This window comes from Idiomarina sp. (assembly GCF_019431395.1).
Taxonomy (GTDB): domain Bacteria; phylum Pseudomonadota; class Gammaproteobacteria; order Enterobacterales; family Alteromonadaceae; genus Idiomarina.
The window spans coordinates 498,782-511,938 of sequence record NZ_CP080268.1; the positions used below are offsets into that span (position 1 = coordinate 498,782).

The window sequence follows — 13,157 nt, forward strand, 5'->3', positions numbered from 1 at the left end:
TGATTAACCCGCCGGGTAGCTGTAGCTGGCCTGGAAACCTAGCGGTATACCCAGTGTCCAGTAAACAATCAGGAAGGCTGACCAGAGTACCAATAGTGATACCGTAAATGGCAACATCATCGCCACCAGGGTACCGATACCGGTGCCTTTAACGTAGCGCTGACAATATAAAACAACCAGCGGGAAGTAGGGGAGTAGCGGCGTAATGATATTACTGCTTGAATCACCGACGCGATACGCAGCTTGAGTAAGGTCAGGTGAATACCCCAGCTGCATCAGCATGGGAACAAAAATGGGTGAAATTAAGGCCCACTTGGCCGATGCTGAGCCAACAAACAAATTAATGAAGGCGACCAGCATGATCATGCCGACCATGGTGACACCACCGGACAATTCAAGACTGGCGAGGAAGTTTGCGCCTTTTACTGATATCAGGGTGCCCAGCTGTGAGTCGCCGAAAGCCTTGATGAACATGGCACAGAAGAACGCCATGACCATATAGTAGGCCATACCTTCCATCGATTTGGTCATTGATCCGATAACATCCTGTGAATTCGTGAAGTTACCAGAGACGTAGCCGTGGACGATACCGGGAATAATAAACAATAAGAAAATCAATGGTACGATCATGCCCATTAACGGTGCCGCAAACGAGGCTAGCTCGCCCGTTACCGGATCGGCTAATGGTGAGTTTTCCATGGTTGCGGTAAAGTACAACAGCACTAAGCCCACAACCATAGTTGCCGAGGCGGCGTAAAAGGCTTTGCGGTCGCGCGGCGTGACATCGTCAAGTGCCGGCATTTCTTCCTGATCACCATCCAGCTCGGTTCCGCGTAAGCGCGGTTCAACCACTCTATCGGTAAGGAACCAACCCACCGCAATCACTAAAATAGATGAGGCGGCGGTAAAAAAGTAGTTATTTAACGGGTTTAACTGCATGTCCGCATCAATTAACTGCGCTGCCGTTTGGGTGAAACCCTGCAATAACGGGTCGATGGCTGACGGCACAAAGTTGGCACTGAAACCACCGGATACGCCCGCAAACGCCGCAGCAATACCGGCCAAAGGATGACGCCCGGCAGCGTAGAAGATAACCCCACCTAACGGAATAACCAACACATAACCGGCGTCCACCGCTGTATGGCTGACAATCGCAACCAAAATCAGTACCGGTGTTAGCAGCATTTTAGGAGTCACGTTTAGCATCAATTTGATAGCAACGTTGATATACCCGGAACGCTCGGCGACGCCGACACCTAACATGGCAACTAACACCACCCCTAACGGCGCAAAGCCCATAAAGGTATCGACCATATTGGCCAAAAAGTCGGCCATTTCGGTGCCACTTAACAGGTTAACAACGTTAATGGCTTCGCCGGTTAACGGGTGTTTTTCGTCAAACGAGACACTGGAAAATATCCACGACATGACCCAAACAATTAACAGTAAGCCGAAGAACATGACGGCTGGGTCAGGGAGTTTGTTGCCGACACGTTCGACGCCGTCTAGCAGTCGGTTTAGCAACCCACGCGGCTCTTCCATTGCCTCGCGATCCGGTTGCGGAGAATCTGCCATGAGAACCTCTGGTTGTTATTATATAATGTTCGATTCAACAGGTATCATAACCATTATTTAACTGACTAACCAAGAGAGAATGCATGATTTGTGGCACCGATGAAGCGGGTCGGGGACCGATTGCCGGTCCGGTGGTTGCGGCAGCAGTAATTTTAGACCCGGAAAATCCCATCGAAGGGCTGAATGACTCGAAGAAACTGAGCGAAAAAAAGCGCAATCGATTAAGTGCCGAAATTAAAGACAAAGCACTTTACTGGGCCATCGCACAGGCAGATGTTGAAGAAATTGACCGTATCAACATTCTTTGGGCATCAATGAATGCGATGACGCGGGCGGTCGAAGCCTTACCGGTGCAGCCGAGCAAAGTGTTAGTTGATGGCAACCGCGTACCGCAATTAAAGGTGCCGGCAGAGGCTATTGTTGGTGGTGATGCCAGCGAACAATGTATCGCTGCGGCGTCAATTCTGGCGAAAGTCGAACGTGACCGGCAAATGATTGAGTGGCACCAGCGTTATCCCCAATATGAGTTTGACAAGCACAAAGCCTACGGCACGGCTAAGCATATCGAGTTACTCAAACAACACGGGCCATGTCCCATTCACCGCAAGAGCTTTAGACCAGTGCGTGAACTGCTACCCTGACTTGTGAAAAAGCCGATAAAAGCATAAAATACTGATACATTTTTACGATTAATTAAGCAATGGAAAACCGCATGCAGTCTGCCTCTCATTCAATCCCTCACGTGGATATGCGCCAATACGATGAAAACTTTGATGCGTTTACAAAAGCGGTCGGTAATGGTTACGAGCAATATGGTTTTATTGCCTTGACGCAACATGGTGTGGATCCCGATCTGATTGATCGCGCGCTAGACACCTGTCGCGATTTGTTTGCTTTGCCTGAGGACGTTAAAAAGCAATATCATCGTCCCGGTCAGGGCGGCGCCCGGGGGTACACGCCATTTGGTACTGAGATAGCTAAAGACGCCAAGCATGTCGACTTAAAAGAGTTCTGGCATGTTGGCCGCGAAGTCGAGGGCGAACCGAAATACCCGCAACTGTTGCCCAATGTTTGGCCGCAAGAGTTACCGGAATTTAAACGCGACATGACGGCGGTTTATCGCGAGCTGGATAAGTTGGGTAATAAGGTACTGGATGCCATTGCGGGTTTTTTTGGGGCAGCCACGCGATTTCTTCCGCGATAAAGTGAACAACGGCAACTCGATTTTACGGCCACTGCATTATCCGCCGATTATTGACGAAGGCACACCATCGGTTCGCGCCGGCGCACACGAAGACATTAACGTGTTAACGTTATTGGTGGGCTCACGCGAGCCGGGGCTGGAAGTATTGGCCAAAGATGGTACCTGGGTGCCGGTCACTATTATTGAGGGTGCTATTATCTGTAATGTCGGTGATATGTTGCAACGCATGACCAATCACGTATTGCGTTCGACCACACACAGAGTCGTTAATCCGCCGGCTCCTTATAACGCTAAGTCACGGTATTCGATTCCGTTTTTCCTGCATTTTAATCCGGATGTCATGATTACACCGTTATCTACCTGTATTACCGAAGATAATCCACAACGTGACGAGCCGATAACCGCAGATGATTACCTGATGGAACGTTTACGCGAAATCGGCTTAGTTAAAGATAATTAAGAATACAACGCATAGGACGTTAAGCATGGCTTTAGGTCGCCTGGCAGCGGTTGCTGCAGCATTTGCATTATTGGCAGGGTGCGCAACACAAGCGCCACAGCCTCCGGAAAATTTTCAATTGACGGTGTTGCACGTTAATGACCATCACTCCAATTTAGCGCCCAAAACCCGGACGCTAAGTTGGGGCGGCCAGGACTGGCAAGTGCAAAGTGGAGGTTTCCCGCGGGTGGCGGCACAAATCGATGCCTTACGTCAGCAAAACGAGCATGTACTAACACTGCATGCGGGGGATGCGATAACAGGAAGCTTGTTCTTTACTCTGTTTGGCAGCGAACCCGATGCGGTGATGATGAATCAGGTGTGTTTTGATGCCTTTACTATTGGTAATCATGAATTTGATAACGGCGACAAAGGGCTGAAGACCTTTTTGGAGCAATTGGGAACACCTGCATGCCCTACTGCGAAGCTGTCGGCGAATGTGAAGCCTGAATTGGGCGTGTCACCGTTAAAGCCAACCTCGATGACTGACTCATTCTCGCCGTATACGGTGTTACAACGGGGTGGGGAATCGATTGGTATTGTCGGGTTAACCATTGCAACTAAAACCAAGAAGTCATCTCAGCCGGACGAAACGACTCAGTTTGAGGATGAATTAACGGCAACCCGCCGGGCAATTTCGGCGCTGCAGGCTCAGGGTGTCGAGAAGATTATCCTGTTATCCCACATTCAATACCAGCGTGATATCGATTTGATTGGTCAGCTGCCGGCAGTCGATATCGTTATCGGCGGCGACTCTCACACCTTGCTTGGGGACTTTAATGATTTCGGACTTCAGTCTGCCGGCCCATATCCTACCGAGTTGACTAATGCAGATGGCACTCCGGTATGTTTAGCGCACGCGTATCAATATTCACAGGTGGTTGGCGAACTGCAGGTGGAGTTTAGCGGCGATGACATAGCACAATGCGGTGGCCGCCCCCACTTTTTGTTGGGGTCTGATATTAGCCCGGCCGAAGGTGTGGTGACCACCCTCAACCCAGTTAAAAATGCGTTGCGCGAAAGTGGTGTGTTCAGCATGGTAGAGCCAGCGCCGGAGCTACAACGTTTATTGGAACGCTACCAGCAGAAGGTTGAGACCTTTTCTGCGGAGGTACTGGCGGACGTTCCTGAACTTATTTGTAACCAGGAAATTGATCTACCACGGCGACCGGGATGTGCCGACATTCTGAGTTCGGGCGCTCACCGTCTAACCGCAGAAGCTTTTTTACATGCAGTACCGGAAGCTGACTTTGCGTTAAATAATGGTGGCAGTATTCGTGGTGATATCGAAGCGGGCGACTTTACCCGTGGTGATGCATTCAGTCTGTTGCCGTTTGCCAACACCCTGGTAAAAATCGACATCACCGGTTCTGAGCTCAAGCAGGTGATGGAAGAGGGCATTGCTTATTCGGTTTCGGATGGCGGTTCGACGCGTGCTTATCCTTATGGCGCGGGTATCCGTTATAGTGTCGACTTAACGAAGAACTTCGGCGATCGCGTAGCTAACCTGCAGGTTTGGAATAAAGAATTAGATGACTGGCAGCCAGTGCGTCCACGCGAAAACTATGTCGTTGTCACTAATAGTTTTATCGCTGGCGGACAGGACGGTTACGAAACCTTTTATAATCTGGCTGAACGCGGCCGGGCAACCAATACTGGTATCGATTACGCCAAAGCAATGGCCAATTATGCACGCGAACTAAAGGTGCTGGAACGGCCTGAGGACTTTGCCACGCAATCTTATGTGCCGGTCAATAAAAATACCGAGAATAACTAATGGCTCGTTCTTACGAGCCTGTCACTCCTTCAGATAACGCCCGATTTGACTTTATTGTCGTGGTGCTGGCGCTGTTAACGGCGTTCGCACCCTTATCGATTGACATGTACCTGCCGGCATTCACCGCCATAGCCGAAGACTACGCGACCGATACGCATGGTGTGGAATTATCACTAACGGCGTTCTTTTTTGGGCTGTTCATTGGGCAATTACTGTATGGTACAGCCACCGACAAGTTCGGTCGTAAAAAGCCGTTATACGTAGGGCTGGCGATTTATGTCGTTACCTCAATTGCGTGTGCCTGGGCGCCTAATATTGAATGGTTGATCGCGATGCGCTTTTTCCAGGCTATCGGTGCCTGTGCGGGTATCGTAATTGCCCGGGCCGTGGTGCGGGATCTGTATACACCGCAAGCATCGGCGCGGGTATTCTCGTTTCTTATTTTAGTCATGGGTGTAGCACCTATACTAGCGCCCTTATTCGGCGCGTATGTTACTGAGTTTATGGGCTGGCGCGCGCTATTTTGGATTGTCGCTGCACTGGGTGTGGCCTGTGCGTTCACTATTCACCTGACCTTACCGGAAACTCGCGGGCGTCGTTATGACGTGCGCATGCGGCATAGCGGCAAAACTTACTGGCAGGTTTTTAAAGATCGCGAGTTTTTACGCTACTCGCTAACCGGCGGCATTGCACAGTCGGGATTGTTTGCTTATATCACGGGCTCACCGATGCTATTTATCGAAGTGTTTGGCTTAAGCCCCACGCTTTATAGCTGGCTATTTGGTGCTAACGCCATCGGCATTATCGGTTTTGCGCAACTCAATGGCTGGTTACTTAAACGTTATGCGTCACGCAAAATACTGAATGTGTCGTTGCCGTTACTGGCCATGGTATCGGTTAGTATGGGTATTGCGGCATTGTTGCAGGCGCCACTGTGGGGCGTGTTAATTCCTTTGTTTGCCTATATTTCGACGCTCGGATTGGTGTTCCCTAACGCCATGGCAGGTGCGCTGACAAATCACCAGGAGCGGGCGGGTTCGGCATCTGCAGTAACCGGTAGTTTGCAGTTTCTGATTGCGGGGCTGGTATCGATGGGCGTTAATTACGTGAGTAGCTTCAGTGATTATGCCATGGCCTGGGTGATCAGTGGCGCGGGGTTAGTTGCCGTCGCTTGTTACACGATTATGCGTAGACCCGAGGCGCCGGCCGAAGCCGGCGCATAATCGATGAATTAGGGCGTATAGTAGGTTGGCGCTTCGGGGCCAACCGGCATACCCAGGGCAAATACCCAAATAAAGAACAGAATAGTCCAACCGATAAAGAAAATAATCGAGTAGGGCAGCATCATCGCGATCAGCGTTCCAATCCCCAAATCTTTCTTATAACGGGCGGCAACGGCTAATATCAGGCCAAAATAGCTCATCATTGGCGTAATAACATTAGTTACTGAATCACCGATACGATAAGCCGCCTGGATAACTTCCGGTGCGTAACCGACCAACATCAGCATAGGTACGAAGATAGGCGCGGTAATAGCCCATTGTGCCGAAGCCGAGCCCAGCATGAGGTTAACGAAACCGCAAATCATAATGAAGAAAACAAACAGCAACGGTCCGGTTAATCCCATATTGGTAAGGAATTCGGCGCCGTTAATGGCAAAGATGGTGCCAAAGTTAGTCCACTTAAAGAAGTTAACAAACTGCGCAGCGAAGAATACCAGCACGATATACATGCCCATGGTACTCATGCTGTGCGACATGGCATCAATGACATCGCGGTCATTTTTCATGGTTTCAACTGCCCGGCCGTAGACAAAACCAGGAATCGCAAAGAAGAAGAAAATATAAACGACCACGCCTTTTAAGAAGGGCGAACCTTTAACCTCACCGGTTTCCGGGTGGCGCAGAATGCCCCATTCAGGCACAACAGTTAAAGCCAAAATGGCGCTGATGATCAGTACGCTAATACCGGCGTATATCAGGCCCTTTTTCTCTTGTTTAGAGAGCGGATCCATCGATGATTGATCGGATAAGTCTATAGAGGCCTCTTCATCGTTGTACTTGCCCAGTTTGGGCTCAACGATTTTATCGGTAATCAGCGCGCCCAAAATGGCAATTAAAAAGGTACTCACCATCATAAAGTACCAGTTTGCTTCAGCGCCGACGCTGTATTCGGGGTCGATGATACGTGCGGCCTCGGCGGTGATACCGGAAAGCAGCGGATCGACAGTACCAATTAACAAGTTAGCGCTGTAACCGGCAGAGACCCCGGCGAAGGCTGCCGCAAGTCCGGCCAATGGGTGACGTCCAAGGCCGTAAAATATCATCGCAGCTAACGGCACTAAAACGACGTAGCCAAGCTCTGAGGCGGTATTCGAGATAACACCGGCGAACACTACGGTAACCGTAATCAATTGTGGCGGTGCCTTCATTACCAGGCCACGCATGGCAGCTGAAATAAGCCCGGAGCGCTCGGCGACACCCACACCCAGTAATGCCACCAACACCGTGCCTAGTGGCGTGAAGCCGGTAAAGTTAGTGACTAAATTTGTCACCATCTTTTGCACACCCTCGGCGGTCATCAGGCTGACCGCTTCGATCACGGTTTCGCCATCGCGCGGGTCAATTGCACTAACGCCAAAGTAGGCCGCGATGCCACTGGCGATAATGATGAACACACAGAACATGGCAAAAAGCGTAATCGGGTGGGGCAGGAGGTTACCTAACCATTCAACACCATCAAGAAAGCGGGTAAACCAACCGCGTTTGCTGGTATCGTCGTAACTGTTATTCGAAGACTGCATAAAGACGACTCTTGTTATAATAATTTAAAAATCAGCGCTCGATTCTACCGAACTTTTATTGCTAAAAAAACCGCATAAAAAAAGCACCTCGAAAGGTGCTTTTTAAATTGGCTAATTTTTACGCGTAGCTTATGCAGCTTCGCCCTTAGCTAGATTTTTAAGTGCGTAATCAAACGCTGCCTGACCAGCCAGTAAATCGGCCGGATCAAAGTCGTCAACGTTAATGGTACGCAGGCGTCCGACTTCGGTGCGACGCAATAGCTCCGCTTCGTCATCGCTGATAACGCCCAGTTCCAGACCGCGATCCGCTAATGCATCAAGCTGCGTAAAGGTAAAGCGCTCGCCGGCTGCTTTACAGATTTTGCTGTGCAGAGGCTCACAGGCAATCATGTCCTGCAAGGTCTGCTCTAAGAAGCCAAAGTGGCCTTCAGCGCTTAAGAACTGGCCTTCGCCCAGACGTGAACGGGTTTCACCCGGTTCCATCAGCATACGCGCAATCTTATGGTCATTTTTATCGCTTGGACGCTTAGCAATGCGACCTAACGGGAACATAATGGCGCGCATCGCGCTACCAACACCACCGAAGTTATCGAGCATCGCTAATTGTGCTTCCTGTAATTTATACAGGGTATCCTGCATTGCCCAATGCATCAGTGGCTCGTCATCTTTTAAACGACCCTGGTCTTCAAAGCGCTTCAGAACTGCAGAACCGATATACAGGTAGCTCAGCATGTCACCTAAACGAGCAGAAATACGCTCTTTACGCTTAAGACTGCCGCCCAGCACGCCCATTGCAACATCTGACAACAACGCCAGGTTGGCACTAAAGCGGTTCATTTGCTGGAAGTAACGCTTAGTTGCGTTGCCGCCCGGTACGGTACTCAGACGATAACCGCCAAAGCCGTAAAATAATGAGCGAACAAAGTTACTGGCTGCAAAACCGATGTGGCCGAATACTGCTTCATCAAACTCGGCAAGTGCTGCAGAACCGTCTTTAGCTGACGCTTCCATCTCTTTTAATACGAATGGATGGCAACGGATTGCACCCTGACCATAGATCATCATATTACGAGTCAGGATGTTTGCACCCTCAACGGTAATCGCAACAGGTATCCCCTGATAACCGCGACCCAGATAGTTATTCGGACCTAAACAAATACCTTTACCACCGTGTACATCCATCGCATCATCCATGCAAGCACGCAGTTTCTCGGTCATGTGGTATTTGGCAATAGCGCCGATAACACCGGGTTTCTCGCCTAAATCAATACCTTTGGTAGAAAGTGTTGTAACGGCGTCCATCAAGTACGCGTTACCGCCGATGCGAGCCATTGGCTCTTCTACGCCTTCCATTTTACCGATAGGCAGTTTGAACTGGCGGCGAATGCGGGCATAGGCACCTGTAGCCAGGGCCATTTGCTTGATGCCACCGGCACTGTTAGAAGGCAACGTAATTGAACGGCCGACTGACAAACATTCAACCAGCATGCGCCAGCCTTTACCGGCATTTTTAGCGCCACCAATGATGTAATCCAGTGGTACAAACACGTCGTTACCGCGGATTGGACCATTCTGGAATGGTACGTTTAGCGGGAAGTGGCGACGGCCAATTTCTACGCCATCGGTATCACGCGGAATTAGCGCACAAGTTATGCCTAATTCCTTGGTTTCACCTAACAAGCCATCCGGGTCGTACATCTTGAATGCTAAACCCAGAACAGTAGCTACAGGTGCAAGGGTAATGTAGCGCTTATTAAAATTCAGTTTGATGCCGACGATTTCTTCGCCGTTCCATTCGCCTCTACAGACCACGCCTGAATCAGGAATAGCGCCCGCGTCAGAACCTGCTTCCGGGCTAGTCAGCGCGAAACACGGGATTTCGTCGCCACTGGCCAAGCGCGGCAAGTAATGGTCTTGCTGTTCTTTAGTACCATAGTGTTGCAGCAACTCGCCCGGACCTAATGAGTTAGGTACACCAACGGTTGATGCCAGTACGGTGCTTACGCCGGCTAGCTTCTGCAGCACACGCGATTGCGCGTAAGCAGAAAACTCCAGACCGCCGTATTCTTTTTTAATGATCATGGCGAAGAACTTATTGTCCTTCAGATACTGCCAGACGTCTTCGGGCATATCGGTCAGTTCGTGCGTGACTTCCCAGTCGTCCAGCATTTTGCAAACTTCTTCACACGGACCGTCTAAAAACGCTTTTTCTTCTGCGCTGAGTTCTGCTTTAGGTACGTTTAATAGTTTTTTCCAGTCGGGGGCACCGCTGAATAAATCACCATCCCACCAAACGGTACCTGCTTCTAAGGCATCACGCTCGGTGTCAGACATTTCTGGCATAACTTTGCGGTAAGCCTTAAGAATGGGCTTGGTCAGGAAGTTTTGACGAATTGATGTTACGTTAAGCGGTACCAGGGCAATCGCCAACAGGATCCACAAAACGGGGCCAACAATGTCAAACAGTCCACCAATGGCGAACATGACGACCATGCCCAGGCTAAACGCCATCAGGCTGGTTCGTTTGTATACTAATACACCGGCAACAACTAACGTTGCGATGATCCACAGTGCGACACTCATAGCTTTCTCCGATTTTTAGAGGTCTGACCAGTAATACGTGCAAAGTAGATCAGACGGATTGCAATTTCAAGTGAAAATTGAACAAGCGTTTGAAATAATGGTCAGATTGAGTGGAAACTGTACTTTGCATGCTATGTAACTCGCGCATCGTGCCCGAGAGCCCTCAAGCATGTAACTCGCGCATTTTGCGCGAGCGCAATCGATAAGGAGTATTCAATGAAACTAGCGTTAACGATGTTTTTAGCGCTTACCGCAATCGCCGCTGTCGCGGAGCCGGTTAAACTGGCCCCGTACGAAGCCCATTACAAAGTAACTCGTGGTGGCAGTGACTACGGCGAAGGCTACAGGATGCTCGAAACCTCGCCCAATGGTGAATGGCAGCTGCGGGGTAAAACCGATATCTCCTGGTTTATTTTGTCTGACGTTCGCGAGACCCGCTCGGTGTTTACCTATAATGAAGAACACCAGCGTTTTGATCCGATCGAGTTTTTATACATGCGCACAGGTACAGGGTCTGATAAATCGTTTCATGCCAGTTTTGATGCTGATGAGCAGGAAGTAAAGAATGTTGATAGCGGGCGGCTGGTCGACATCGATTGGCAGGGGGCGCTATATGACGAAGCCAGCGTAATTGAAAAACTACGTTTAGACGTGGCAGCCGATAATGCGCCCTACGTGTATGACATTATCGATGAAAAAGGACAAGCGGATGAATACCGCTTTGCGGTGCTTGGCGAAGAGCAGATCAGCACGCCATACGGTCAGTTAGATACGGTAAAAGTCGAAAGGGTACGCGAAAATAACCGGCGCCAAACCTATTTTTGGTTCGCACCCGAACTCGACTACCTGCTGGTGAAAATGCAGCAATTCAAAGAGGGTGACGAACAAGCCACCATGACGTTGGAAAAATTGAATAGATAACTTGCGCCTCAGGCGCAAGCTACATTATTAATCTGCCGCGTAGCCGTGTTCACCTAATGGCTGACCGTCGAGTGTCGCGCGGCCGCCTTCAAGTTTAAGTCGTTGCTGACAGAACCAATTAACCACTAGCGGGTAAATACGGTGTTCCTGTTCATGCACACGCGCCTGCAAATCATCAACCGTGTCACCATCAAACACCGGCACTTTGGCTTGCAGTACAACCGGTCCGCCATCAAGCTCTTCGGTAACAAAATGTACACTTACACCATGCTCTTTATCGCCCGCATCCAGCGCCCGCTGGTGCGTGTTGACACCTTTATACTTAGGTAGCAAAGACGGGTGAATATTCAGCATGCGGCCTTCATAATGGCGGGTAAATTCTCCGGTCAGAATACGCATAAAGCCGGCCAATACGACTAAATCAGGTTGATAGCTGTCGATCAGGACATTAAGTTCTGCGTCATAGGCTTCGCGGCTTGCAAACGCCTTGTGCGACAGCACTTCTGTATCAATACCTTTAGCAGCGGCTTTTTCCAGACCCTTTGCCGATGCCTTATTGGCAATAACTGCAACGATCTGCCCGGCAATACGGCCTTCTTCGCAGGCCTGCTGAATAGCCAGCATATTAGAGCCGGTTCCCGAAATCAGAACTACAATACGTTTCATCAAAGCGCCTTAACGAGTCTCGTCAGCCAGAATTTCAACCTGCTCGTCGGCATCATCGGCGTTGGCAATATGACCAATGTTCCAGGCAGTTTCGCCGGCCGCGGTCAGCACTTCAACGGCGCGCTCAGCATGCTCCTGCGGAACCGCAATGACCATGCCTACGCCACAGTTAAAGGTGCGGTACATCTCTTTCATGCTGACGTTACCGTTCTCTTTTAACCAGTCAAAAATGACCGGCCAGTCCCAGCTGTTACCATCGATTACCGCTTTAGCACCGGTTGGCAAAACTCGTGGGATATTCTCCCAGAAACCGCCGCCGGTTATGTGTGATAGCGCGTGCACCGGCACCTGTTTTATTAATTCAAGCACCGATTTAACGTAGATACGCGTTGGTTCAAGCAAGTGCTGAGCCAGTGTACGGCCGTGCAAGTCTGATTCTAAATCAGCACCGCTGACTTCAATAATTTTGCGGATCAGAGAATAGCCGTTAGAGTGCGGGCCGCTGGAGGCCAGCGCGATCAGCGCGTCGCCTTCGGCAACTTTTGAGCCATCGATAATGTCTTCTTTTTCGACCACGCCAACACAGAAGCCGGCTAAATCGTAATCACCGTGCTCGTACATGCCCGGCATCTCCGCCGTCTCACCGCCGATAAGTGCGCAGCCTGATTGTTCGCAGCCATCGCCAATACCGGTGACAACGTCAGCGGCTACATCGACATCAAGTTTGCCGGTAGCGTAATAATCAAGGAAAAATAGCGGTTCTGCACCTTGTACGATTAAATCGTTAACGCACATAGCGACCAGGTCGATACCCACACCGCGATGCTGTTTTAAGTCAATCGCCAGGCGGAGCTTAGTACCAACGCCATCTGTGCCGGATACCAATACCGGTTTTTTGTAGCCTTCGGGCAGTTCGCAAAGCGCGCCAAAACCACCAATGCTCCCCATCACTTCAGGGCGCGCCGTCCGTTTTGTGACCCCTTTGATACGGTCAACCAGGGCGTTACCAGCGTCAATATCGACGCCTGCGTCTTTGTAGCTTAGAGAGGGTTTGTTATCGCTCACGAAAATTCCTTAACAGGCTCAAAATTTGCGCGCAAGTTTAGCACGAAATGTGGTAAAAAAGGTA

9 protein-coding genes and 1 pseudogene are annotated in these 13,157 nt (G+C 50.1%); 5 read left to right on the top strand and 5 right to left on the bottom strand.

From position 1 onward, the window contains the following. Positions 1–3: 3 nt before the first annotated feature. A complete protein-coding gene (locus KZ771_RS02470; protein WP_290654265.1) occupies positions 4–1,575 on the bottom strand; it encodes an AbgT family transporter in 1,572 nt (523 codons plus the stop codon). An 83-nt stretch (positions 1,576–1,658) separates the two neighbouring features. On the opposite strand from KZ771_RS02470, the gene rnhB reads away from it, so the two are divergent. The 4 genes and pseudogenes from rnhB (at position 1,659) to KZ771_RS02490 (ending at position 6,278) form a co-directional block, all read left to right on the top strand. Then, entirely contained in the window at positions 1,659–2,216 is a 558-nt protein-coding gene (gene rnhB / locus KZ771_RS02475; protein WP_290654266.1) for a ribonuclease HII, read from the top strand. A 71-nt stretch (positions 2,217–2,287) separates the two neighbouring features. Further along, positions 2,288–3,239, top strand: a pseudogene (locus tag KZ771_RS02480) (2-oxoglutarate and iron-dependent oxygenase domain-containing protein). 25 nt (positions 3,240–3,264) lie between these two features. Further along, positions 3,265–5,055, top strand: a complete 1,791-nt coding sequence (locus tag KZ771_RS02485; protein WP_290654267.1) for a 5'-nucleotidase C-terminal domain-containing protein — start codon at positions 3,265–3,267, stop codon at positions 5,053–5,055. Next, positions 5,055–6,278, top strand: a complete 1,224-nt coding sequence (locus KZ771_RS02490; RefSeq protein ID WP_290573293.1) for a multidrug effflux MFS transporter — start codon at positions 5,055–5,057, stop codon at positions 6,276–6,278. The genes KZ771_RS02485 and KZ771_RS02490 overlap by 1 nt, the downstream gene beginning before the upstream one ends. Before the next feature lie 8 nt (positions 6,279–6,286). On the opposite strand, the gene KZ771_RS02495 is transcribed toward KZ771_RS02490, so the two are convergent. Continuing rightward, positions 6,287–7,858 (bottom strand): AbgT family transporter, encoded by a 1,572-nt coding sequence (locus tag KZ771_RS02495; protein ID WP_290573291.1) that lies wholly within the window; start codon positions 7,856–7,858, stop codon positions 6,287–6,289. 129 nt (positions 7,859–7,987) lie between these two features. Beyond that, a complete protein-coding gene (gene fadE, locus KZ771_RS02500; RefSeq protein ID WP_290654268.1) occupies positions 7,988–10,441 on the bottom strand; it encodes an acyl-CoA dehydrogenase FadE in 2,454 nt (817 codons plus the stop codon). 216 nt (positions 10,442–10,657) lie between these two features. Between fadE and KZ771_RS02505 the strand changes: the two genes are divergently transcribed. After that, positions 10,658–11,362, top strand: coding sequence for a DUF3108 domain-containing protein (locus tag KZ771_RS02505; RefSeq protein ID WP_290573287.1), 705 nt, complete (start codon positions 10,658–10,660; stop codon positions 11,360–11,362). A 27-nt stretch (positions 11,363–11,389) separates the two neighbouring features. Here KZ771_RS02505 and purN read toward each other — a convergent pair whose 3' ends face one another. Both purN and purM read right to left on the bottom strand, forming a co-directional pair. Next, positions 11,390–12,028, bottom strand: coding sequence for a phosphoribosylglycinamide formyltransferase (gene purN / locus KZ771_RS02510; protein ID WP_290654269.1), 639 nt, complete (start codon positions 12,026–12,028; stop codon positions 11,390–11,392). Between the two features lie 9 nt (positions 12,029–12,037). Then, the gene (gene purM, locus KZ771_RS02515) at positions 12,038–13,093 is read right to left on the bottom strand and encodes a phosphoribosylformylglycinamidine cyclo-ligase (RefSeq protein ID WP_290654270.1); all 1,056 of its coding nucleotides are present in this window, start codon (positions 13,091–13,093) and stop codon (positions 12,038–12,040) included. Between the last annotated feature and the right edge of the window lie 64 nt (positions 13,094–13,157).

Excerpts from the sequence above, each read along its gene's own strand:
- KZ771_RS02470 (WP_290654265.1), bottom strand. The coding sequence starts at position 1,575 with ATGGCAGATTCTCCGCAACCGGATCGCGAGGCAATGGAAGAGCCGCGT.
- rnhB (WP_290654266.1), top strand. The coding sequence starts at position 1,659 with ATGATTTGTGGCACCGATGAAGCGGGTCGGGGACCGATTGCCGGTCCG.
- KZ771_RS02485 (WP_290654267.1), top strand. The coding sequence starts at position 3,265 with ATGGCTTTAGGTCGCCTGGCAGCGGTTGCTGCAGCATTTGCATTATTG.
- KZ771_RS02490 (WP_290573293.1), top strand. The coding sequence starts at position 5,055 with ATGGCTCGTTCTTACGAGCCTGTCACTCCTTCAGATAACGCCCGATTT.
- KZ771_RS02495 (WP_290573291.1), bottom strand. The coding sequence starts at position 7,858 with ATGCAGTCTTCGAATAACAGTTACGACGATACCAGCAAACGCGGTTGG.
- fadE (WP_290654268.1), bottom strand. The coding sequence starts at position 10,441 with ATGAGTGTCGCACTGTGGATCATCGCAACGTTAGTTGTTGCCGGTGTA.
- KZ771_RS02505 (WP_290573287.1), top strand. The coding sequence starts at position 10,658 with ATGAAACTAGCGTTAACGATGTTTTTAGCGCTTACCGCAATCGCCGCT.
- purN (WP_290654269.1), bottom strand. The coding sequence starts at position 12,028 with ATGAAACGTATTGTAGTTCTGATTTCGGGAACCGGCTCTAATATGCTG.